Origin of the sequence: Streptomyces sp. NBC_00223 (assembly GCF_036199905.1) — a bacterium.
Classification (GTDB): domain Bacteria; phylum Actinomycetota; class Actinomycetes; order Streptomycetales; family Streptomycetaceae; genus Actinacidiphila.
Genome location: NZ_CP108109.1, coordinates 3477200 through 3500491, shown reverse-complemented (window position 1 = coordinate 3500491; position 23292 = coordinate 3477200). Strand labels below are relative to the sequence as shown.

The 23292-nt window shown below is 71.9% G+C and carries 17 protein-coding genes, 1 tRNA gene and 1 pseudogene; 8 read left to right on the top strand and 11 right to left on the bottom strand.

The features are described from left to right. Window positions 1-111 precede the first annotated feature (111 nt). The 5 genes from OHA30_RS14590 to OHA30_RS14570 all read right to left on the bottom strand — a co-directional run bounded on the left by OHA30_RS14590 (window position 112) and on the right by OHA30_RS14570 (window position 6088). On the bottom strand, window positions 112-681 hold the full coding sequence (locus OHA30_RS14590) for a Uma2 family endonuclease (RefSeq protein WP_328914269.1): 570 nt from the start codon (window positions 679-681) through the stop codon (window positions 112-114). A 48-nt stretch (window positions 682-729) separates the two neighbouring features. Then, on the bottom strand, window positions 730-2190 hold the full coding sequence (locus OHA30_RS14585) for a PrsW family intramembrane metalloprotease (RefSeq protein WP_328914268.1): 1461 nt from the start codon (window positions 2188-2190) through the stop codon (window positions 730-732). A 144-nt stretch (window positions 2191-2334) separates the two neighbouring features. After that, window positions 2335-3303, bottom strand: coding sequence for a tRNA (guanosine(46)-N7)-methyltransferase TrmB (gene trmB, locus OHA30_RS14580; protein ID WP_405785584.1), 969 nt, complete (start codon window positions 3301-3303; stop codon window positions 2335-2337). Then, window positions 3206-4426 carry an L-2-hydroxyglutarate oxidase gene (gene lhgO / locus OHA30_RS14575; RefSeq protein WP_328914266.1) on the bottom strand — a complete coding sequence of 407 codons (1221 nt, stop codon included), beginning with the start codon at window positions 4424-4426 and terminating at the stop codon, window positions 3206-3208. Before lhgO ends, trmB begins: the two co-directional genes overlap by 98 nt. Window positions 4427-4672: 246 nt before the next feature. Beyond that, the gene (locus tag OHA30_RS14570; protein WP_328914265.1) at window positions 4673-6088 is read right to left on the bottom strand and encodes an MFS transporter; all 1416 of its coding nucleotides are present in this window, start codon (window positions 6086-6088) and stop codon (window positions 4673-4675) included. Window positions 6089-6893: 805 nt separating this feature from the next. On the opposite strand from OHA30_RS14570, the gene OHA30_RS14565 reads away from it, so the two are divergent. The 6 genes from OHA30_RS14565 (at window position 6894) to OHA30_RS14540 (ending at window position 14858) form a co-directional block, all read left to right on the top strand. Then, complete coding sequence (locus tag OHA30_RS14565) at window positions 6894-9155, top strand: asparagine synthase-related protein (protein ID WP_328914264.1); 2262 nt, start codon at window positions 6894-6896, stop codon at window positions 9153-9155. 114 nt (window positions 9156-9269) lie between these two features. Then, window positions 9270-10475, top strand: coding sequence for a DNA polymerase III subunit delta' (locus OHA30_RS14560; protein WP_328914263.1), 1206 nt, complete (start codon window positions 9270-9272; stop codon window positions 10473-10475). A gap of 242 nt (window positions 10476-10717) precedes the next feature. Beyond that, window positions 10718-12031, top strand: a complete 1314-nt coding sequence (locus tag OHA30_RS14555) for a hypothetical protein (RefSeq protein WP_328914262.1) — start codon at window positions 10718-10720, stop codon at window positions 12029-12031. A gap of 96 nt (window positions 12032-12127) precedes the next feature. Further along, window positions 12128-13714 (top strand): alpha/beta hydrolase, encoded by a 1587-nt coding sequence (locus tag OHA30_RS14550; RefSeq protein WP_328914261.1) that lies wholly within the window; start codon window positions 12128-12130, stop codon window positions 13712-13714. Window positions 13715-13813: 99 nt separating this feature from the next. Next, window positions 13814-13887, top strand: a tRNA-Thr gene (locus tag OHA30_RS14545). 344 nt (window positions 13888-14231) lie between these two features. Continuing rightward, complete coding sequence (locus tag OHA30_RS14540; protein WP_328914260.1) at window positions 14232-14858, top strand: hypothetical protein; 627 nt, start codon at window positions 14232-14234, stop codon at window positions 14856-14858. A gap of 706 nt (window positions 14859-15564) precedes the next feature. Here the strand turns inward: OHA30_RS14540 and OHA30_RS14535 are convergent. Both OHA30_RS14535 and OHA30_RS14530 read right to left on the bottom strand, forming a co-directional pair. Further along, on the bottom strand, window positions 15565-17166 hold the full coding sequence (locus OHA30_RS14535) for a tyrosine-type recombinase/integrase (protein ID WP_328914259.1): 1602 nt from the start codon (window positions 17164-17166) through the stop codon (window positions 15565-15567). Continuing rightward, on the bottom strand, window positions 17163-17825 hold the full coding sequence (locus tag OHA30_RS14530) for a helix-turn-helix domain-containing protein (RefSeq protein ID WP_328914258.1): 663 nt from the start codon (window positions 17823-17825) through the stop codon (window positions 17163-17165). Before OHA30_RS14530 ends, OHA30_RS14535 begins: the two co-directional genes overlap by 4 nt. Here OHA30_RS14530 and OHA30_RS14525 point away from each other — a divergent pair. Beyond that, a complete protein-coding gene (locus OHA30_RS14525; RefSeq protein ID WP_405785585.1) occupies window positions 17824-18201 on the top strand; it encodes a hypothetical protein in 378 nt (125 codons plus the stop codon). The genes OHA30_RS14530 and OHA30_RS14525 overlap by 2 nt on opposite strands. A gap of 442 nt (window positions 18202-18643) precedes the next feature. After that, on the top strand, window positions 18644-19744 hold the full coding sequence (locus OHA30_RS14520; RefSeq protein WP_328913296.1) for an ISAs1 family transposase: 1101 nt from the start codon (window positions 18644-18646) through the stop codon (window positions 19742-19744). A 36-nt stretch (window positions 19745-19780) separates the two neighbouring features. Here OHA30_RS14520 and OHA30_RS14515 read toward each other — a convergent pair. The 4 genes and pseudogenes from OHA30_RS14515 to OHA30_RS14500 form a co-directional block, all read right to left on the bottom strand. Next, window positions 19781-20686 (bottom strand): annotated as a pseudogene (locus tag OHA30_RS14515) (IS30 family transposase); the annotation flags it as partial. Continuing rightward, window positions 20604-21332: an IS3 family transposase gene (locus OHA30_RS14510; RefSeq protein WP_328914257.1), complete on the bottom strand. Its 729-nt coding sequence runs from the start codon at window positions 21330-21332 to the stop codon at window positions 20604-20606. The pseudogene OHA30_RS14515 and the gene OHA30_RS14510, both read right to left, overlap by 83 nt. Before the next feature lie 22 nt (window positions 21333-21354). Beyond that, on the bottom strand, window positions 21355-22362 hold the full coding sequence (locus tag OHA30_RS14505; RefSeq protein ID WP_328914256.1) for an IS3 family transposase: 1008 nt from the start codon (window positions 22360-22362) through the stop codon (window positions 21355-21357). 20 nt (window positions 22363-22382) lie between these two features. Then, entirely contained in the window at window positions 22383-22766 is a 384-nt protein-coding gene (locus OHA30_RS14500) for a hypothetical protein (protein ID WP_328914255.1), read from the bottom strand. Window positions 22767-23292 lie beyond the last annotated feature (526 nt).

Here is a 23292-nt window from a genome sequence, read left to right as displayed (position 1 = left end):
GATCAGGGGAGTTGGGGATGCGCGCCCAACCCCAGGTGGCGACCCGTCACATGGGCGCGTGCCGAAGCCTCGCCGGATGTCCGCCGCCGGGCGACCGGCGGCCTCCGGGGCTCAGGCCGGGCGGGGGTACGGGCGCAGGTCGCCGGTTGCGAGGACCCAGGGGCCCACGGCGACGCGATCGCCGAAGACGTAGTCGTGCCGCCCGCGGTAACGAGCGCCGTCAGGCCCGGGCCCCGGGTCGCTGAAGGCGCTGAGTGTGCTCTTGCGGGGGTCGACGAGAAGGTAGTGCTGGATGCCCATCGCCGAATAGTCGTGGACCTTCTCGACGTAGTCGTTGGTGTGGTTCGAGGGCGACACCACTTCGACGACCAGAGCGACGTCATCGGGGTGGAAGGGGTCCATCGTCTCCTCGGCGAAGACGGCATAAGGAACGACAATCACATCAGGACGGCGCAGCTTGCCGAGCGAGGCGTCCTCGACCTCTCCGCCCGTGTGAGCGACGAGGGAGGCATCGAGCTGCCGGTCCAGCTCCTGGCGGATGCGCAGCGCGATGAATTCGTGCGGCCTCGACGGGGACATCATCATGACGATCTCGTCGCCACTGATCTCGTACCCGCGCACGGTGTCCGGAGTGTGCTTGGCGAGTTCCTTGGCGACGGCACGGATGCGCTCGTAGTCCATGAGTCCATCCTCCTACAGACGCGCGCGGGACGGCGGGGGCGCGAGCCGCTAGAGGTGCTTCGGGCCCGGAGCCGTCCACGTCGGAGTCGGGCCGTACGGCACCGGCCGCTGCGCAGGCACTCCGCCCGGTCCCCACCCGGGCGCACCCCAGACCGGCGGCGGCGCCCCCCAAGGCCCCCGCGCGCCCCAAGCCGGCGGCGCGCCCCAAGGCACCGACACCCCCCACGCCGGCACCGGTCCCCACCCCTCCTCGGTCCGCGCCGCGGCCGCCAGCGCCGGCCGAGCCCACTCCTTGCGGTGCCAGAGATTCCCCAGCAACTCCGCCTCCCGCGCCGCGAAATCCGGCTCGGGCGCCCCCTTCGTCGCCGCTCCCCGCAGAAACGCCAGGTGCGTCGCGAACGCGATGTAGTCCCGTACGGCCCGCGCCGCCGCCTCGCCGTGGAAGCGCCGGGCCTCCCGCCGGGCCTCGGCGCGGACCTTCATCGACCCGAGCGCGTACGGCTCGGTCACCCCGATCCACCCGGCCCGCGCGTACGCCGGCAGATGCGTACGGATCGTGCGCAGTTGGGCCGACCTGGCCCAGAAGGCCAGCCACAGCACCAGGCCGAAGGCGGGGATCATCACGGACACGTACACCGTCAGAAAGACCACGGGGGAGCGCGAGGAGCCGTTCCACGTGCCGTGCAGGGTCATCGCGAGCAGCCAGCCGGCCAGCGGGAGCGTCCAGCGCCAGCGCCAGTGGCGGCCGGGCCGTACGGTGGCCGCGAGCGCGAAGCCGATGCCGGTCATCGAGGTGAAGAGCGGGTGCGCGAAGGGCGTCATCAGCCCCCGGACGATGAAGGTCGCCACCGTGGTCGAGCCCAGCGTGGCCGACCCGAGCGCCTTGTCCTCGCTGAACGCGGTGCCGAGGTAGAGGACGTTCTCGGTGAACGCGAACCCGGTCGCCACCAGCCCGCTGACCACGATCCCGTCGAGCACCGACTCGAAGTGGCGGCGCCGGAAGAGGAAGAGCAGCAGGATCGCGGTGCCCTTGGCGGTCTCCTCGACCAGCGGCGCCACGAAGGTCGCCCCCCACTGGTCGGACTGCGTGTCCGTACCGGAGAACGTCGTGACCAGCAGCTTCGTCCCGTACTCATTGGCGAACAGCGCGACCAGAGTGGCCGCGCAGGCGCCCCAGCAGAAGGCGAAGACCACGTTCTGCCAGGGGGTCGGCGCCACCCGGTCCAGCCACAGGAACGCCGTGACCAGCAGTGGCACCGGCAGCACCGCGAGCGCCATCCCGACCAGGAAGGGCTCCGTGCCGATGTGCTTGCGCAGCACCGCGAGGATGACCACACCGCAGACCGCCAGCGCGGTGAAGAGCGCCCCCGTCCGTACCCCCCGGCTCTCCCAGAAGGGCCGCCGCGGCGCGTAGTGCACGGTGGTCGGCTCGGCGGCGGTCACCTGCTCGGCGGCGGTCACCTGCTCGTCCGGCGAGCCGGGCGCGGACGGGTACGAGTACGTGGACACCTTGTCGACAGTACGGGGGCCGGGTGGGGGTACGCGAGAGGTTCGGCGAGGTCAGACGGGGACCGCGCGCCGACCGCCGGACGGGGGCACCGAGGCCGCGGAAACGGATACGGACGCGGACGCGGGCGCGGGCGCGGAAAAGGATCAGGTCCGTACGAAGAGGAGATCGCGGACCACATGGCCCTTGGCCAGCCCCTGCCGTTCGAACTTCGTCATCGGGCGGAAGTCCGGCCGGGGCGCGAAGCCGTCACCGCAGCGGTTGACCAGGTCCGGCGCCGCGCTCAGCACCTCCAGCATCTGCTCCGCGTACGGCTCCCAGTCCGTCGCGCAGTGCACCAGCGCGCCCGGCCGCAGCAGCGGGGTGACCATCGCCAGGAAGGACGGCTGGATCAGCCGCCGCTTGTGGTGCTTGGCCTTGGGCCAGGGGTCGGGGAAGTACACCCGCAGCCCGTCGAGGCTGGCGGGCCGGAGCATGTCGCGCAGCAGCACGATCGCGTCGCCGTTGGCGATCCGTACGTTGGTCAGGCCGCCGCGGTCCGTGAGCGCGAGCAGATTGCCCTGGCCGGGGGTGTGCACGTCCACCGCGAGGATGCCGGTCGTGGGGTCGGCCGCCGCCATCGCGGCGGTCGCGTCGCCCATCCCGAAGCCGATCTCCAGCACGACGGGCATCTCCTGCGACCCGAAGAGCGCGGCCGGATCGAGCGGCGAACCGTCCAGCTCCACACCCCACGCCGCCCAGTGCCGGTCGATCGCGGCGGCCTGGGCCTGCGTGATCCGGCCGCGCCGGGCGTGGAAGGAACGGATGCGGTGCTCGCCGCGCGACCCGGCGGGGTCGGGCGCGGGGCCTGCGGGGAACTTGGCGCCGGGGGCGAGGGATGAGCTGGACACAATGCCGTCGATTCTACGGGGCCGCCGTGGGGAGGCCGCGCGGGCGGGTTCCCGCGGTCCGCGCGGGGTTCCGCGGTCCGCGCGGGGTTCCGGGGCCGGAGTGGGCCGGGGTCCCCCCGGCCGCGGGTCACTCGGCGCCGGCCAGGGCCTCCAGCGCGCGGCGGGCGATCTCGCGGCCGATGGGGAGCGCGGCGGTCGCGGCGGGGGAGGGGGCGTTGAGCACATGGACGAAGGGGCCGGCGCCGGCGAAGAGGAAGTCGTCGACCAGGGTGCCGTTGGGCAGCACCGCCTGGGCCCGTACGCCCGCGGGCGCCGGGATCAGGTCCGCCGCGCGCAGGGCTGGCAGCAGTCGGCGGGCGTCGGCGGTGAAGGCGCGCTTGGACAGCGAGCGGCGGATCTCGCCGGTCTCCTGGCGCCAGTGCCGTCGGGCGATCCGCCAGGTGCCGGGGAAGGCGACGGTGTCGGCGAGGTCGCGCAGCCGTACGGTACGGCGCCGGTAGCCCTCGCGGGCCAGCGCGGGCACGGCGTTCGGGCCGAGGTGGACCCCGCCGTGGACGTCCCGGGTGAGGTGGACGCCGAGGAAGGGGAAGTCCGGGTCGGGCACCGGGTAGACCAGGCCGCGGACCAGACCGCGGCGGGCCGGTGTCAGCTCGTAGAACTCACCGCGGAACGGGATGATCCGCATGCCCGGGTCATGGCCCGCCAGACGCGCGACGCGATCGCTGTGCAGGCCCGCGCAGTTGACCAGGACACGGGTGCGGTACGGCGTGCCTTCGGCGGAGCGCAGGACGACCGTGCCGTCGTCGGCCCGGTCGATCGCGGTGATCCGCCGCCCGTGGACGATCGTGCCGCCGGCGTCCTCGACCAGGCGGGCGAGGGCGCGGGTGATCGCGGGGAAGTCGCAGATGCCGGTGGAGGCGACGTGGATCGCGGCGAGACCGGCCACCTCGGGCTCGTGGGCGGCGATCTGGGCCCGGCCCAACTCCTTGACGGTGAGCCCGTGTTCACGGCCGCGGACGACGAGGGCGTGCAGCCGCGGCAGTTCGGCCGGGGTCGTGGCGACGATCAGCTTGCCGGTGATCTCGTACGGGATGCCGTGCTCGGCGCAGAACTTCGGGGTCTCGGCGGAGCCCGCGAGGGCGTAACGCGCCTTGAAGGAGCCGGGGCGGTAGTAGATACCGCTGTGGATGACGCCGCTGTTGCGGCCCGTCTGGTGGCGGGCCGGGCCGTCCTCCTTCTCGATCACGGTGACGCCGAGGCCCGGGGACTGCCGGACGAGGGCGTAGGCCGTCGCGAGGCCGACGATGCCCGCGCCGATCACAGTGACGTCCGTAGCGGGGCGGGGCATCGGTGCGGCTCCTCCGTGGGGCCCGGGGCGTCCTCGAACACCGTGCGGGCTGCTGATTTGGGTGGGCCTCCCCCGGTCCGGCGGCCCTCAAACGCCGGACGGGGGCGAATCACGCGGGCGCGCGTCCCGATACGGGCACGCGCCCGGACCGGGACGCGGGGTCCCGGCCCCGGACGCGCGGACCGGGTGCCCGTGCCGGCCCCTCGCGCCGGGGCCCTTGGCGCCAGGGCCCTTGCGCCGGAGCCCTTACGCAGGCGCCGCCAGCAACGGCCGGGCCCGTTCCCGCAGTTCGAGGACGCGGGGCTCGTCGTTGTACGGCTCCAGCCGGTGCAGGAGGTCGCGCACGTACTCCGTCGTGCGGGCCGAGGAGATCCGCCCCGCGACCTCGACGGCCTTGACGCCCGCCGCGCAGCACGCGTCCAGATTGCCTGACTCCAGCTCGGCGACCGCGGAGACCACCAGCCGCAGCCCGTGGGAGCGTACGAACTCCTCGGTCGGCCGGGCCAGCGCCTGTTCGGTGAAGCGCTGCACCTGACGCGGTATCCGCAGGTCGCGGTAGCACTCGGCGGCGTCGGCGGCGAGCCGGTCGTAGGAGTAGAAGCCGAGCCAGCTCGGATCGGCGTCGCCCTCGCGGGAACGTTCCAGCAGCGCTTCCGCCGCCGCGAGGGACGCTCCGCAGGCCGCGGCCTCGCCGGCCTTCGCGTGCGCGCGGGCCTCGACCAGGTGGAAGAAGCTCATCGTGCGCGCGGTGGCCAGGCCCCGGTTGCGCTCCAGCGCGGCCTGGGCGAGATCGACGCCCTCGTCGGCGAAGTTGCGGTAGGTGGCCTGAAGCGACATCGATGCCAGGACGTACCCGCCCAGGGGGACATCCGCGGCCGCGCGGGCAAGGCGCAGCGCCTGGATGTAGTACCGCTGGGCGGCCTCCTGTTGCCCGGTGTCGAAGGCCATCCACCCGGCGAGCCGGGTGAGTTCGGCGGTCGCGCCGAACAGCGCGCGGCCCACGTCGTCGCTGTACGAGCCCAGCAGCAGGGGCGCCGCCTCCACCCGCAGACACTCCGGGACCATGCCCGAACGCCAGTCGCCGCCACCGTACTTGGAGTCCCAGCGGCGGGCGTCCTCGGCGGCCTCCCGCAGCTTGGACACATCGGTGTGCCCGACGTGCGCCATACCGGGGGCGGGCGCGTCACGGGCCACCGTGGCGTCGGCCGGAGTGATCAGCCAGCGAGAGGCCGGAGTGACGTAAGCGCTGACTGCGAAAGATCCGGCCAAGCTCTGCCAGATGCCCCCGCCGCCGGGCCCGCGCCGCCCGGCGAGGTCGAGCCGCCACAGATCGGTGGCCGATTTCACCGCCTCGCCGACGTCCCGGGGGAAGGCGAGACCGACCTCGGGCGCCGGATCGGCGTCGGCCAGACCTATCTCGTGCAGGGGCACCGGCCGGCCGAGCTTGCTGCCGATCGCGGCCGCTATCAGATGGGGCGCGGCGCCCTGCGGGACCATGCCCTTGGTCACCCAGCGGGCGACCGATGTCTTGTCATAACGCAGCGTCAGACCGCGTTGCGCGCCCAGGTCGTTGACCCTGCGGGCGAGTCCGGCGTTGCTGATGCCCGCCATGGCGAGAAGGGTTCCGAGTTTCTCGTTCGGCCCGCGGTGTTCTCTGTTCACTGCGGTTCACCTCGTGATGCCGCTGGGGGCAGGCCGGCCCGGCCTGGTGATGTCATGGGGTACGGGGGTCGCCCTCCCCTGGAGTCCGATTCAGCCACTGAGGGAGCCGCCTCACGGCCACCTCGGTGCATGTGCCGGACACCCGAGCCGCGCGTACAGGTGCGAACCGGGTACACCCAGCGTAGTTCGCCGCATCCCGACCGTTAAGAGGCTTGTGCCGGATGGCCGGAAACAGGCCCCATGCTCGGGGGTGCTCCAGGAGCGCCGCGCGCGCGATCCGGCGTGTGCTCCCGGTATATGTGGCCGTGCGCCCGGCCGTGCGCTCTGTGCCGTTCCGCACGGCGGCGCTTGCATGGGGCGAGTGGGTCGGCCCGTGGCCCCGGCAGGCGGCTATGGCGGGGATGGGCGGGCCAGGGGGTTCCGCTGCCACAATCCCCGCGGGTGGCGGACCGGCCCGGGAGGCCGCATACGTCTCCCGGGCCGTTGAATCCCTCCATCGTTCCCCACAAAGTCCCATCCCCCAGGCGCAGTTGGACCCGTGATCGTCCCGGGGTTCGACGGCGGCATATCAACTGCGGCATGTGCCGCAGACTTTGGCGCGAATCAGACGTTTCGTCTCATGAGCGTTTCCCGCCCGCCTCCGGCGCGCGACCCGGCGCCCCTTGGTGCACCCATGCGCCTCTCAGCGCGCTTCCACGTGGCAGCATGGTCTTCCGGACGTCAGACACGTGGCGGCGAGGCGGGGCGAGCGGCGGTTGTGTCGAGTCGTACCCGCATCGGCTGTCCACAGCCTGTGGAGGCGGCGATGCGGTGGTTGGTGGGGTGGAGCAGTGCCGCCGTGGGTCCCGTGCCCGGGTTCGGTTCCCGCACGCTCCAGCCCGTCGGCGCCCAGTTGCTGTGGGGTGACCCCGATCCGCTGTGGGTGGTCGGCGACTGGCGGCCCGACGAGGTACGGATCGTGCACGCCGACCCGGCGGGCGCCGGCGCGGCCTACGCCAGGGGCGGCGCCAACGGAGGCTCGGCGTACGGCGACGGGAGCGCCTACGGCGGCGGCGCGTACACCCGCGGCGGGTACACGAACGGCCGCTCGTACGACGATCCGTATGGCGATTCATACGGTTCATACGGTCAACAAGGCCGTGGATCAGGCCACTTCACCGGGTCAGGCGCGAACGGCGTGGCCCGGCTGGCCGTTCTCGGCCGCTGCGGGGCCAGCGACGCGGAGCTGCGGCTCGGGCTGGTCGCGGCCCGCGGCGGGGCGCTGCGCCATGTGACCGCCTGGTCGGGCAGTTACACCGCCGTACTCCAACTCGGCCGCCGGATCACGGTGCTGGGCGACCTCGCGGGCGCCCGGCCGGTCTTCCACACCCGCTGGTCGGGCGGTACGGCCTACGCCACGGCCGCACTGCCGCTGGCCGACCTGATCGAGGCCGGCCTCGACGTCACCCACCTCGCCGCGACCCTGGCCTGCCCGGACGCGCCCGAGGCGCTGCTGGACGGCACGCCCTACCTCGGCGTACGGCGGGTGCCGCCCGGCCACGCGCTGATCCTGCGCGACGGCGCGCCCGAGGTCACCGGCTACGAGCCGACCGCGTCGCTGGCCGTCGGGCACCAGACCGGCAACGCCGCCGACTCGGAGGCGGCCGTCGACGGCGTACGGGACGCGCTGGTCGAGGCGGTACGGGCGCGGCTCGCGCAGCCGCGGTTCGTGCCCGACCCGGACGAGGCGCCCGCGCCGGGGATCGGCGCGGACCTGTCGGGCGGCAGTGCCTCCGCGACGCTCGCGCTGCTGGCCGCCGGGCTGCCCGGAATGCCGGGCACCCTGCCGGGCGCCCCCGGCTCGCTGGCCGGCGAACGGCTGCTCGCGGTCACCTTCAACGATCTCGTCGGCGGCGGACTCCCCTCCCGCGAGGCCGAGTTGGAGCGGGCCCGGCTGATGGCCACCGATCCGCGGCTGCGGCATGTCGTCGTCCCCGGCGGCGCGGAGGCGCTGCCCTACGCCGACCTGATCGCGGGCGGGCTCGGCGCGCTCACCGACGAGCCGGGGCCCTCGCTGATCGTGGCCGAACGCCACCGCCGTCGGCTCGCGGCCGGCGGCGCCGACCACCTGATCGGCTACGGCGCCCGGCAGGTGCTCGACGCGCACCCGGCGCGGCTGGCCGATCTGCTCATGGACCGCCGCCGGCGCCATCTGGTCCGTCCGGTGGCCGCGCTGACCCGGGCGGACGGGGCCGGCGGCCGCTCGGTGCTCGTGCCCTTCACCGTGCCGCTCACCGTCTACCGCGCGGCCCGCCGGCTCGCGCGGACGCCGTACCAGCAGGGTGTGGAGGACGTGGCCGCGCGGCTGCTGCGCAACGACTTCGGCGGCTCGGGCTCCGGCGGCGGGCCGCTGTCCGCCTCGCTCGCCGCGATGGCCTGGGTGCGGCCGGGCCCGGCCGCGCGGTGGCTGACCGGGGAGGCGCTGGCCGAAGTATCGGTTCGCCTCCAGGACGCGGCGCGGCGGCCCTGGCCGCTGGAACGTCCCGGCGAGCGCCGCGCCCGCGCCGCGCTCGCCCGGCACGCGGCCGACTACCGGGTCTTCGAACAGGCCGCGGCCGTCCCCAGCCAGCGGCTGCACGCGCCCTTCCTCGACAACCAGGTGGTCCGCGCCTGCCGCGCGCTGCCCGGCGCCCTTCGGGTACGGCCCGGCGCCCGCGCGGACGTGCTGCGGGACGTACTGGAGGGGGCGGGCGTACGGGAGCTGCCCGCGGGGTGGGGGGCGAGTTCGGCGGCATCCGCGGATTTCGCCGCCGCGCGGGTGGGACTGCGCGCGTCCCTCGGCCCCCTGCTCGATCTCTTCGACGCGCCCCTGCTGGCCGACGCGGGCCTGGTCGACGCGCGGGTGGTACGGGCGGCGCTCCGTGGCGCGGCCTCGGGGGAGCCCGTGTCGATCGACGGGCTGGGCGAGGTCATCGCGACGGAGCTGTGGCTGCGGCGGCTGATGGGCCGCAGGGGCTCCTGCTGGACGGGATCGGAGGGGGTCTCGCGCCGGGCGGTGGGCAGCGGCGTCCAGCGCCTGTCCCTCTAGGAGCTGCGAGGTCGGGCCGGGCGTCACGTCGTCCCGGGCGTCATAGGGAGGGGTGTCACAGGCAGGGGGCAGAATGGGGGGACCGCGGAACCACGAGAAGCGAGGTCGTACGAGATGCCCGTATGGGACGACGTCGTCGGCCAACCCCGCGTCGTGGCGGAGCTCTCCGCCGCCGCCGAGGACGCCAACACCCTGGTCACGCCCGGCGCGGCCCTCGGCGGAGGGTCCCGGATGACCCACGCCTGGCTCTTCACGGGCCCGCCCGGCTCGGGGCGCTCCACCGCCGCCAGGGCCTTCGCGGCAGCCCTCCAGTGCGTCAGCCCCGACAAGGCCCTCGGCGCCCCGCCCGGCTGCGGCTTCTGCGACGGCTGCCACACCACCCTGATCGGCACGCACGCCGACGTGGAGACCGTCCGTACCGACCTGCTGTCGATCGGCGTGAAGGACACCCGCGACCTCGTCCGCCGCGCCTCGATGTCACCGGCCGGCGGCCGCTGGCAGGTGATCATCCTGGAGGACGCCGACCGGCTGACCGAGGGCGCCGCGAACGTCCTGCTCAAGGCGGTCGAGGAGCCCGCCCCCCGTACGGTGTGGCTGCTGTGCACCCCCTCCGTCGAGGACGCGCTGCCGACCATCCGTTCCCGCTGCCGGCTGCTGACCCTGCGCACCCCCTCCGCCGAGGCGGTCGCCGACGTGCTGACCCGCAGGGACGGCATCGAACCCGGCCTGGCCGCCCGCGTCGCCCGCGCCACCCAGGGCCACATCGGCCGCGCCCGCCGGCTGGCGACGGACGAGTCCGCCCGTACCCGCCGCGCGACCGTACTGCGGCTCCCGCTGCGGGTCGCGGACGTCGGCGGCTGTCTGCGGGCCGCCCAGGAGCTGGTGGACGCCGCCTCCGAGGACGCGAAGGCCGTCGCGGAGGAGGTCGACGGCAAGGAGACCGAGGAGATGCGCGCGGCCCTCGGCGCCGCGGCCGGCGCGGGCAGCCGTATGCCGCGCGGTACGGCCGGCGCCATGAAGGACCTCGCCGACCGGCAGAAACGCCGTTCCACCCGTACCCAGCGCGACACCCTCGACCTCGCGCTGACCGACCTCGCCGCCTTCTACCGCGATGTGCTCTCGGTGCAGTTCGGCGCCTCCGCGGACCGCGTCGCCAACACCGAGGCCCTGGAGGGTATCGAGCAGATCGCGCGTTCCTCCCGGCCCGAGCAGAGTCTGCGCCGCATCGAGGCGGTGCTCGCCTGCCGCGACGCCCTGGACCGCAACGTCGCCCCTCTGCTCGCCGTCGAGGCCATGGCGCTCGCGCTGCGGGCGGGGTGAGTCGTACGGCCGGGTGACGCGGGCCGCCGGGTGACGCGGTTCTGTTGACGCGGTTCTGTTGACGTGGGCGGCTGGGCGGACCGTACGGTCGGGCGCCGCCGCTGGTGCCTTCGGGTGATCACGGGCCCGCGACGGTAACGGCTCCCGGCCGCCGCGCGGGTCCCGTTGCAAGGTGCAGGCAAGCGCCCCCGCCGTCCGTCCCTGTCCCCGCGGGGCCGCAGCCGTCCCGAGGGGTTGCCGCCGTGGCCGACGCCGTACTGACCGTATTGCTGCTCCTGGCCGCCGGCGCCGCCGTCCTTCTCACGCTGCGGGCTCTGCGGCACTGGCACCTCCAGCGGTCCGGGCGCCCGTACGAACTCACCGAGGACCGGCTCGGCACCATCCTGCGGTTCTGCGGTTCCGGGGCGGCCGCGCTGGTCGCCGTCGGGCTGGCCGTACCGCTGCTGCACTCCGCCCCCGCGCCGCGTACGGTCGCCGCCGTCCGGTCGGCCGAACCCGCGCCGCCGCCCCCGCCGCCGCGTACGCCCGAACCGGCCCCGCCGCCGCCCGAGATGCGTACCCTCGGCCACCCCTCGGGCGGCACCCTGGAGGTCCTGCTGGACGGCACCCAGGTCTGGCTGCCCCCGCACTACGACTCCGCGCACGCCGCGGGCGTCGCCTATCCGGTGGTCGTCGCGCATGTGGCCGGGGGCGCCCGGGACCTCTACAGCGGCTTCGCCCTCCAGGCCCAACGCGGTCGGGCCGACCCGTTCCTCGTGGTCATGCCGCCGGAGTGCGGTCGCGACCCGTCGGCCGTACTGGCCGAGACGGCCCGGCTGTTCCGCGCCCTGACCGCGCGTACCGCCCGCGCGGTGATCGGCCTCGGCCCGCAGGCGCCGTGCGCCGTACGGGAGGCGTTGGCCAATCCGTCGCGCTTCGTGGCCGGGGCCGGGATCTCCGGTACGTATCCGCCGTTCGCGGCCACCGCCGGCCCGCGTCCCTCGCTGCTTCTCGCGGCGACCGCCGGTGAGAGCGGGCCGCGGGCCTCTGCCCGGCGGCTGCGGGAGGCGCTGCACCCGCACGGGGACGAGGTGCGGATCGTCGACGGCGTCGAGGGGCGGCGGCAGCTGTTCGCGCTGGTCGCGGGGTATCTGACGGAGAAGCTGGACGGGCCGGCGGGGGCGGGGTCGAGGGCAGGGTCGGGGGTCGGGGTGGGGGCGGGCGCGCCTTCGGCTTCGGTTGCTGCGGGGGCGGCGACGGCTGCGGGGGCGGCGCATGCCGCGGCTCCTGGGCGGGTTACGGCGCCGGCTTCGGGGGCCGCGCCGGCCGTGAAGCCGTCGGCCTCGGAGCGGACTTCGCGATCGAGTCCGCGCCCGAGTCCGCGGCCGACTTCGCGCCCGAGTCCGCGGCCGACTTCGCGACCCACTCTGCGGCCGACCCCGAAGCCGTCCATTGAGCCGTCACCGACGCACCGTACGGCCACGCACCCGCCCACGCACCCGGCCGCCTCCCCAGCCGCCTCCCCGACCCCGGCGGCCGCCACGTCCACGCCCGCTCACGCGAAAATCCGACCGTAGTCTCGTAAATCACTCAAAAGGCGACAGTATTGTCGATCACCGGCCGTCCCCGGCCGATACGCTCGCAGTCACCCGACGGGAGGACCCGAGCCGCCGATGCATTCCAAGCGCCTGCTCCGCATCCCGGCCACCGTGTGCGCGGTGGCCGGACTGCTGCTGTCCGCATGCACCTCCGGAGGGGGCGGTCACAAGGCCGCGGCGTCCTCCCCGGTCCCCACCAGCGCCGTCGCGGACACCGCCACGGCCTCGCTCCAGCCGCTGCCCTCCCGTACGCCGTCCGACCTCGCGTCGTACTACGACCAGAAGCTGAGCTGGCGCGACTGCGGTGCCACCGGCTTCGACTGCACGACGATGAAGGTCCCGCTCGACTACGCGCACCCCGTCGCCGCGGACGACCTCAAGCTCGTGGTGGCCCGCAAGAAGGCCGCCGGCCCCGGCAAACGCCTCGGCTCGCTGCTGGTCAACCCCGGCGGCCCCGGCGGCTCGGCGATCGACTACCTCCAGTACGCGGCCCTCGGCTACCCCGCGCCTGTCACCAGCCGGTACGACATGGTCGCCGTCGACCCGCGCGGAGTCGCCCGCAGCGAGCCGGTGGACTGCCTCGGCGACAAGCAGATGGACGCGTTCACGGCCGTCGACACCACCCCCGACAACCCCGGGGAGATCACCGCGCTGACCAAGGCCGACCGGGACTTCGCGGCCGGCTGCGACAAGCGGTCCGCCGCGCTCCTCGGCCATGTCTCCACGGTCGACTCGGCCCGCGACATGGACGTCCTGCGCGCCCTGCTCGGCGACGAGAAGCTGACGTACGTCGGAAAGTCGTACGGTACGTTCCTCGGCGCCACCTACGCCGGGCTCTTCCCGCAGCGCGTCGGGCGGCTCGTGCTCGACGGCGCGATGGACCCGTCGGTGGACGCGCTGGAGTCCAGCCGCGCCCAGGCCGGTGGCTTCGAGGTGGCGTTCGACGCCTTCGCGAAGGACTGCGTCAAGCGGTCCGGCTGCCCGCTCGGCACGTCGTCCGTGGACAACGCGGGCAAGCGCCTCGACGCCTTCTTCCGCGCCCTGGACGCGCACCCGCTCAAGACCGGCAGCTCGCGTCCCCTCACCGAGTCGCTCGGTACGACCGGTGTGATCGCCGCGATGTACGACGAGTCCGCGTGGCCCACCCTCCGCCAGGCGCTGACCAGCGCGAACAAGGGAGACGGTGCCCCTCTCCTGCGGCTGTCCGACAGCTACTACGAGCGGGACGCCTCCGGTAAGTACAGCAATCTGATGTACGCCAACGCCGCGGTGAACTGCCTCGACCTCCCCCCGGCGGTCACCTCGCCGGCCGGCGTCGAACACGTACTGACCGCCTTCCGCAAGGCGTCCCCGCACTTCGGTACGACGCTGGCCTGGTCCTCGCTGATCTGCGGCTACTGGCCGCTGCACGCCACCGGGCACGCCGAGCGGATCACCGCCCAGGGCGCGGCGCCGATCCTCGTGGTCGGCACGATCCGCGACCCGGCGACGCCGTACGCCTGGGCCGTCTCGCTCGCCTCGCAGCTTTCCTCGGGCCACCTGCTGACGTACGACGGCGACGGCCACACGGCGTACGGCCGGGGCTCGGACTGCATCGACTCGGCGGTCAACGCGTACCTGCTGGAGGGCAAGGTCCCGCCGGACCACGAGAAGTGCGCCTGAGCAGCGCCTGAACGCGTCCCCGGGGGTGTGCCGACCACCCCCGGGAACCCTGTAGACTTTCCCCCGCTGCGGCTGCCAGGCTTGGCCGCACAGCAGCAAGCCGCCTTAGCTCAGTTGGCCAGAGCAACGCACTCGTAATGCGTAGGTCTCGGGTTCGAATCCCGAAGGCGGCTCCGGAGAACCCCAGGACTCACTCGCCGTGACCTGGGGTTTTTCCTTTTCCTCGGGCCTTCGCGAGGCCGGCCGCTCTGGGCGGTGGGGGCCTCCGGAGGTCAGGGGAGCACGAGGGGAGCGCATCGGGACAGTCGGAGGACAACGGGCCGTTCCCGGGGAGTGCGTGGTGCGCGCCGCAGAGGCTCGTTGCCGGTCCTTGATCTGTGGTGGCCCGTCGATATCTCTCGGCGTTCTGGGGCCTCCGGCGGTCGGAGCGGGTGTCCGGGTGGCTGGCGCGCGGGGTCTTGCGGTGTGCTGTCGGGGTTGTCGCATCCCGACAAGAGCGAGGCCGTAGGCTGAAGTGGTGCCGGACATCCAGCAGAGTGTGGACTTCAAGGCGATCGTCGCCCAGACGAGCGCGGTGCTCTTGACGCGCGGCGTCGAGGTCGAGCCGGTGGCGGTGCGCGACGTGGTGGCGCTGATGGTCCGCTCTGTCGCCGAGCGCATGAACCTGGACCCGGAAGAGGCCATCCATATGGTCGTGCCTGAGACCGTCGCCGACGCCATCATCGTTGCCTCGGACCCCAACCGTGAGGGCGCGGAGGACGTACATTCTGTGCGGCCCGTCCGAGTCGACGCCCGAACCGTCGCGGTGCCCGTACCTGTGGCAGGCCGCCTGGTGATGGCCGCCGCCCAGGCTGCCAAGTACGCACGTTTGAACGGCAACGGGCGCATCGCCGATCAGGCACTGGACCTGGCCACCGAGATCGAAGCAGCGCTGTCCTCCGTCTCTGCCGACGGGGCAGACCTGCCGGTCGGCGTGCTTACTGAACTCGCTGGTATCACCGAGACGGTAGCCGTACGCGTCGAACGGGACGGCTGGAGCATCTGCCCCTGCGGCGAACAGCACGGCCAGGAGGAAGTGGACGCAGGCATGCCCGCGACCCTGCGCACCGACGCTTCACTTGCCCGCCATTGGTCCAGGGGTTGAGCCGCGTGCGGCGACCGCGAGGTGCGCGGCCCCGATCTGGTCGATGATCGACACACGACTCCGTGTGTAAATTAATAGGTGATCGGAGGTCGCGGGGCAGTACAGTACTGACGATGGCGTTGCCTAACTCTATGAATCCGTGTACTTAGGGCACGGGTGCATAGACGGCAGCCGCCGACACAGCACGTGGGAGCCACGCTGCCTTGCGCGACCCCCACGTGTGGCGCGGTTCTAGCGCGCCTATGACCGCGTGCGGTCACTGTTGTGGACAGGAGATCCGACTACACGTCTCAACGGTTGCCGAGGTGCGAGCTGACCGCGTCGGCGAGGACGCGGGCGGCTACTGCACTGGCGAAGGTTAAGACGACTCGTAGTCGGGTTTCCCCTTTTCTCGTGTTGCGGTGCCGGCCTTGGGGCACGAGTTTCCTTCCTGCATCGGGTTTCCGGCTGATCGCCGGAGCGCGGCGTTGTTGCCGCGCCGCTGGTGCCGATGCATGAAAGCGTTGCCTGTGGGCCGTCAGCCGCTGGGACGACTTTAGGGCACCCGAACTGTGCGGGGGGTGCTTTCATCTCCTCCAGGAGGGCGACAACGCTCCATTTCCCAGGGCCTCTTCGTGTGTGCGTGGTGGTGCGGGAAACGGTGGCGAACCATGCGTGAGGCCCCGGTCAGCGAGGTGCTGGCCGGGGCCTTTGGCGTCTGTGGCGCTCATGCGCCGTGGTCGTCAGCCTGTTGCTCGTTCTGCCGGGGCCGGGTCATCCCCGGCATCCGTCGGACGGGCTCCATCGGGCGGCTCGTACCGCCCTTGGTGCGGTTGCGGGGCACCAGCCTGATGACGGCTTCGGCGGCGGCGCGGGCGAGGTCGTCGAGGACGGCTTGGTAGATGTCGCGGGTGATGCGGGTGTCGGAGTGGCCGAGGGTGTCGGAGACGACCTTGATGTCGATGCCGGCGGCGAGCATGAGGGTCGCGGCGCCGTGGCGCAGGTCGTGGAGGCGGACCGGGGGCAGTCCGGCGGTGGCGACCAGGCGCTCGAAGAGGTCGGAGACCTTGCCGGGGTGGAGCCAGGAGCCGTCCTCCTGGGTGTAGATGCGCCCGGTCAGCTTCCAGGAGGTCCCCCACTGGGCACGCTCGGCGGCCTGCCGCTTCTTGTGGTCGCGCAGGTAGGTGATGGACTCGGTGTCGAGCGCGATGGTGCGCACTCCGGAGTTCGTCTTGGGTGCGCCTTCGATGATCTCCCAGCCGTCCTGGACGAGTTGGGTGGCCACGGCGAGCGAGGAGCCGGCCCAGTTGAGGTCCATCCACCGCAGCCCGCAGGCTTCACCGCGCCGAAGGCCCCGGAAGGCGATGAGGTGCCACAGGCCGTAAAGGCGGTCGTCGGCGATGAAGTCGAGGAAGCGCCCGGTCTGTTCCGGGGTCCACACCATGACCGGGGAGGGCTTCTCGCTGGTGGCCTGCCAGTGGGCAAGGCGCTCGTCGGTCCACACCAGCGCCTTCGGCTTGGCACCGGGCTCCACTTCGACATGCTCGGCGGGGTTGAAGTTCGGCATGGCCTGCTGGGCGATGGCCACGTTCAGCGCGGCGCGCAGGGTGGCCTTGATGTGCTGCTGGGTGCTCGCCCCGGTGACCCGGCGGAAGGGTGGCATGGCGTCGATCGTCTCCTGGAGTGCGGCACGCTGAGCGCGGCCGTCCGCACCCTTGCGTGAGGTCGCCCGGAACTGCGTGATAGCGGCCCGCCGCTGCGTGTTCTGCTCGCCGATTTCGATGTTGGCCTCGTTGATGGCGTCGAACATCGTGTCCAGGTGGTGCACCCGGAGCTTGTCCAGCCGCAGGTGGCCCAGGTGCGGCTTGAGGTGGACGCGCACGTCCAGCTCGTAGCGCTTGAGTCCGGTCGGCCGCAGCCGCTTGCGGCCCGCGAGCCACAGGTCGAGCCATTCGGCGACGGTGGTCTTCGCGTTGAGGGCCTGGCCGGTGGCGAACCGGCGCCGGGTCTCGTCGTAGTCGGGCAGCGGCTCCTTGCCGCGGGCACAGGATTCCAGCAGGTCGCTGATGAGCAACTGCCCGGCGGGGTCGTCCTCGTCGGGTATGGCCAGCAGAGCCCGGACCTTGTCCAGTTCTTCGGTGGCCTTGGTGGCGGTGGTGAAGCCCGAGCGGCGGTATTCGCGCCGGGTGCCGTCCTGGCGGGCGGGCAGTTCGTGGCGCACGGCGTAGGTGCCGTGCCGCTTGCTGGACAACTTCGGGCATGCCTTGCCGTAGTTCTTCCCGGTCTCGGGGTCGCGGCATGAGCACCGCCGTGTGGTCGTTCCGCTCACTTGGGGCCGTCCTCCGGGTGGGTCGGGATGTCGGGCTGGTCGACGAACGCGAGGTCGGCGGGGAGGGGCGGGGGTACGAGGTCGCGCTCGCGCATCCGGGTGCGGAAGGCGCGCAGGTCGGCGCAGTCTTCGAAGGCGTGCTCCTCGTAACCGGCTGCGCGTTCCAGGAGGGCGGCTCTGCGGGCGCGGTCCAGGGTGGTGCTGGCCTCGCGCCGACGCTCCTTGGCCAGGGCGTTGGAGGCGGTGGCGGCGGCGACGAGATCGCCGTGGCTGCGGAAGAGGTCGAGCAGGTCGCGGGCAATGCCCTGGGGTGCCGACTGGTCGGTGGGGGTTTCGCCGGTGAACCAGGCGAGGGCCTCCCAGGTGGAGATCTCACGGCCCGGCAGGACTTCGACGGTGGCGTTGGTGCCGATGGGGAAGAGGAGGGTGACCGGCGGGACGCCGAGGACGTCGGCCAGGACGACGAAGTCGGCGATCGTCATGCCGGCCCGGCGTCCGGTCTCCAGGTTCTTGACGGTCTGCTCGGTGATCTCGGGGTGCCCGCGGTCGGCGCAGCCCTGGGCCAGGCCGCTCATGGTGAGGCCGGCGGCTTGCCGTGCCTCGCGCATCGCCTGGACCACGCGTGCGGTGAACACTGCTGGCCATTGATCTGATGTCATGACCGCACTCTACGATCAAGAAAAGTGCATCTGCAACTCTGTGATACACCTTCCCCGCGCACAGGGCACCAGCAAGCACCAGGAGGTCATCGTGAAAGCACTCAACTCGTCCCATGGGGTGCGGGGACTGACGGGTGAAGAACTTCTCGACCTGCCGGCGGTCATCGACCTCGACACCGCGAACCGTGCGCTGCGGATCGGACGCTCCACCGGGTATGGGCTCGCCAAGCAAGGGGAGTACCCGGTCAAGGTGCTCAAGCTCGGGAACGCCTACCGGGTCGTGACGGCGGACCTCCTGCGGCTGCTCGGGCTGGAGCGTCGGGCGAAGGAAAGTCAGGCCGACGGCAGAAGCGAGCGTCACGGCCTGGCTGCCTGATTGGCTGGGATATTCGTCGAACTTGTAGTCGTCGACCCCGCACGGCTCCAACGCGGGTGCGGTCCCCGCGACCAGGATCACGTTCCTGGTCCTTAAATCGGACCCCGGGAGCCCGCGCCTGGGAACCGTGTCCGGGATCTCGTACTGGAGGCGGCTGTGGAGATTCGCCGACCTGGGCTGTCGGCAGGGCGGCGTCGTTCAGACGGTCTGACCGGCTTGATGGCGATTCATGTGGCTGGGCTGGCCGCCATATCCGTAGACCGGGCCGGAACGGAGGCAGGCACGGCCTCCGGGTGATCATGAGGTGTCGAGTCCCTGATCACCGCAACGGAAGACCGTGCCTGGCCGCTCATCATCGCCCATCCCTGCCAGTCTGGGCCAGCTCACTACCGCCCGGCCTCCCGCGCCCGAGGAACATCCGGAACTGCTGGACTGTCTCGCCGTGGTACCCGATCCGCGCCGGGCCAAGGGCCGCCGCCATCCCCTCGCCTTCGTCCTCGCGCTGACCGCCTGCGCGGTGCTGGCCGGCGCGAGATCCCTGACCGCGATCGCGGAGTGGGCCGCAGACGCCCCGGCCACCGTGCTTGCCGCCCTCGGCGGCCCGAACCGGGAACCCAGCGGCCCGACCGCTCCGGCCGAGGCCACCGTGCGCCGAATCCTGCAACGCATCGACGGCAACGCACTCGACAACGCGATCGGCACCTGGCTCGCCGCTCGGGACCCCGGCCGCACACCGAGGGACCAGGACCTGTTCAAGCAGTCCCGGCGTTCCCTGGCCGTGGACGGAAAGACGGTGCGGGGCGCCCGCCGCGCGGACGGCAGCCAAGTCCACCTCCTTGCCGCGATGACCGGCACCGGCCTGGTCACCGCCCAGCGCGAGGTGGACGGCAAGACCAACGAAATCACCGTCTTCCGGCCCCTGCTCGCAGAGCTCGACCTGACCGACACCGTGGTCACCTTCGACGCCCTGCACTCCCAGACCGCGCACGCCCGCTTCCTCGTCGAGGACAAGAAAGCCCACTACATCGCCGTGATCAAGGGGAACCAGCCGTTGCTGCACAAACGCCTCAAGCACCTGCCCTGGCGAGACGTGCCGTTGCTGGACAAGACCCGCGCCACCGCGCACGGCCGCAACGAGATCCGCCGGGTCAAGACCGCCACCGTCGCCGACCTGGACTTCCCGCACGCCGCGCAGGCCGTCCAGATCGTGCGCCGCCGCCGCATCGTCGCCACTGGCAAGGTCACTCTCGAACGCGTCTACGCGGTCACCGACCTGGCCGCCGAGCAAGCACAGGCCGACGAAATCGCGCACCACGTCCGCGGACACTGGGGCATCGAGAACCAACTCCACCACATACGCGACACCACCTACGCCGAGGACGCCTCCCGCGTCCGCACCGGCACAGCCCCACGAGCCATGGCCAGCCTCCGCAACCTCGCCATCGGAGCCCTCCGCCTCGCCGGACACACCGGCATCGCCGCCAGTCTCCGCCACCACGCACGCGACGCCACCCGCCCGCTCGCCACCCTCGGCATCACGTGATCAAACCGGACCAAGCGACTGAACGACACCGCCCTGGTGAACCAGCATGGTGAACCGGGTCGACCGCTCGACAACGGTGCCGATCGCGGAACGCTCCAGCCCGATGATCAAATCCCCTTCCCAGTGGCCGGAGACAGCACGGTCCTCGGCCTCGGCGGGTCTCTCGCTGATCAACGCTTCTGGTGTGACGTGCGCCCAGGTCTTCCGCCGTGACCGCGCCCGCGGCGCACGCAGAGCGCGGCCGGTCCGAAGGCATAGGATGAGTTCGCGTTTCAGCGCCCCGCGGCCCTGGATGTAGAGGGCCTGGTAGATCGCCTCGTGACTGATGCGCATGGATTTATCATCCGGGAAATCAAGCCTGATCCGGTTCGCGATCTGCTCTGGGCTCCATGCCCGAACCCAAGCACGATCCTGGCGATGTGGCTTGTTCCGCCCCGTCCACGAGCCCGTCACCGGTCCCGCGATCGGCATGCCGCCAGAGGTGGTGATCTGGCCGGACAGCCTCTCCTGGACATAGGCGTGCAACCGCGGATCGGCGACCAGTTTTGCTGTCTTCGGACGCCGGGCCGCCATATCTGCTTTCCACTGTGCCACCGACGCCCGGTAGTCGAGCTTCCCGCTTCTTGTGGCGGCATTGCGTCGCAGCTCACGGGAGATCGTGCCTGGATCACGACCGACGTCCCGGGCGATCTCGCGTACTCCCTTGCCCCGCGCCCTGAGCAACGCGATCTCCTCCCGCTCGCAAAACGACAGGTATCTGCCCGAGGGCGGCTTCGGATCGAACGGTCGCATGCCGCCACACTGTCGGTACCAGCGCGTTGCGACCGCCGGCGCCACGCCAACGACGGCGGCGGCCTCCTCAGGCAGAAGACCCTTGGCGATCTCCGTCCAAAACGCCCCCTCGACATGACGCTGATACTTCGGATGCCCCGGAGACCTCAGCTTCGGACGCAGCGCCCGGTCCGCTGCCTGCTGACGACGCACCATCCAACACCTCCACGAACACGAGGTGTTGCGACCACCAGTTGAATCCGCCCTCGCTGCCGCGGTCGGACTGGAAGATCACCGGCCGCTTCGGGCGGCGCTGCCGGCAGGCGGCGGTCAGGGCTTCGGCGACCAGGTCGGTGCGCATGTGGTCGGCCATCGACCAGCCGACGACGCGGCGTGAGGCAATGTCGATGACGGTGGCCAGGTAGAGCCAGCCCTCGTCGGTCGGGATGTAGGTGATATCGCCGCACCAGCGGGCGTCCAGCCCGGTGGGGTCGGGCTGGAAGCCCCGACCAATGAGGTCGGGACGGGGATCGGGAACGGTGGCCAGGTGCCGTCGGCGGCGGTGCACGCCTGCCAGCCCCACGGCCCGCATCAGTCGGGCGACACGGCGACGCCCGCACGCGGCGCCCTCATGCTGGAGAGCGGCATGGACGCGCGGGGCACCGTAGGTTCCCCGCGACCTGGTGTGGACGGCGGTGATCTGCGTGGTCAGCTCCGCGTCGCGGACCGCGCGGGGACCAGGGGTCGCGACGCGGCGGGCACAGTAGGCAGCTCGGGAGACCTTCAATAGCTCACAGATCCTCCCGGAAGATTTCAAGTCCAGTGAGACGGTTGTGGCGCTATGGGATCTGTGGTGTGGGGTCCGTGCGTTTGGCGGGGTCGTTGATCCACGCTTGCTGGGGTATCTCGGGTGGTCTGGGGCGGCGGCCGAAGCGTTCGGGGTGGCGGCCGTAGGCCGTGGCGAGGGTGACGGCTCTTTGGTCGCGGACCTCGTCGGCGGTGCCGAAGTGGACGGAAGCGGGGGTGTGCCAGCCGATGCCCGAGTGCCGGTGCTGATGGTTGTAGTACGAGGTGAAGGCGTCGAACCATTCACGGGCGTGGGCTAGGGAGTCGAACCGGTTGGGGTAGCCGGCCGTGTACTTGGCGGTCTTGAACTGGGCCTCGCTGTAGGGGTTGTCGTTGGAGATGCGCGGCCGGGAATGGCTTCGGGTGACGCCGGGGTCGATCAGGAGCTGGGAGACCTTCTTGGAGGTCATGGAGGTGCCGCGGTCGGCGTGGACGGTCTCGGGGACGATGCCGTTGCGGGCGATGGTGTCGCGGATCAGCTCCTCGGCGCGTGCGGCGGATTCGGCTCGTTCGACGGTGTGGCCGACGATGTAGCGGCTGAAGATGTCGATGACGACGTAGGCGTGGTACCAGATGCCCTTGTCCGGACCTGCCACCTTGGTGATGTCCCAGGTGAAGACCTGCGAGGGGGCGGTGGCGACCGGTTCGGGCACCGCCCTGGCCGGATGGGTGGCCTGACGGCGGCGTTCTCCGGCCTGGCCGTGTTCGCGCAGGATCCGGTACATCGTCGAGATCGAGCAGTGGTAGCGGCCCTCGTCCAGTTCCCGGGCCCAGATCTGTGCGGGCGCCAGCTCGGCGTACTCGCCGCTGTTCATCAACTCCAGCACCGCAGAGCGCTCTTCGGCCGTCAGGGCCGACGGCTGCGCCTGCACGTGGGCGCGGGGTGCGCGGACGGTCAGGGGCTTGAGGCCGCGGTAGTGGGTGGCTCTGGAGCGGCCGGTCAGCCGGCACGCGGCCGTGATGCCCAGCTCGGCTTCGACGCCAATGAACGCGGTGTCCACGACAGGGCCGACGGCAGGTTTCAGTCCGCGCTCTCGGAGATCATTTCCAAGAGCGCGGAAGCTTTTCCCATCACCTCGAGTGCGGCCTTGTTCCGGGCCAGGTCCTTGCTCAGCCGTGCCACCTGCTGCCGCAGCTTCTCGTTCTCCACCTCCGCGGCGGACTTCCTCGCGCGGGCCGGACCGGTCCGGCGGTCGACCAGGCTCTCCAGGGCCCCGGCGTCCCGGGCGGCCCGCCACTCCTTGACATGCGAGTGGTAGAGCCGTTCCCTGCGCAGCACCGCGCCCTTCTCGTTCCTGGGCGCCGCGTCGTACTCGGCAACGATCCGCAGCTTGTACTCCGAGGTGAAAGTGCGGCGCTTCGGCCTCGGAGCCGGGTCGGACCCGACGGGTTCGGTACTGGTCATAAGGGGCGATTCTCCTGTCGTGCCCTCTCAGGCTAACCCACCGAAGCAGGATGTCTCACCCAAGGCTGACAGAGAGGGACCTCCTGCGGCTGCTCGGGCTGGAACGTCAGCCGTTGAGTGCCGGCCAGGTTGAAGGTGAGGGTAGGCAGCACGGCCTCTGTGCTTGAAGTGCGGGTCTGTCTCTGTCGCCCGCTCCTGGTCGATCTCGGAGATGGGGGCGAGGGACTGCTGGCCAAGGTAGTGGCATTGGTCCGGCAGGTTGCCGCGTAGGTGGAGGCGGAGCACGGGGCGGTTTCCCGTCACGGCGAACGTCGGGCTCTCAGGAATCCCGGCACCTGCACTTCCACCTGTATCACCGTGGGGAGTCCGAGGAGCAGATCTTGTCGAGGTACGGCACCAGACGACTGAGTCCTACTGGGCGTTCTGTGCCTGCCGTGGCCGGGCCGCCGTCACTGTCTCCCGGGTGATGAGGTCGGCCGCGCGGTGGACTGCATGCCGGTGGCGAAGGATCCCCGGGGCCGGTGGC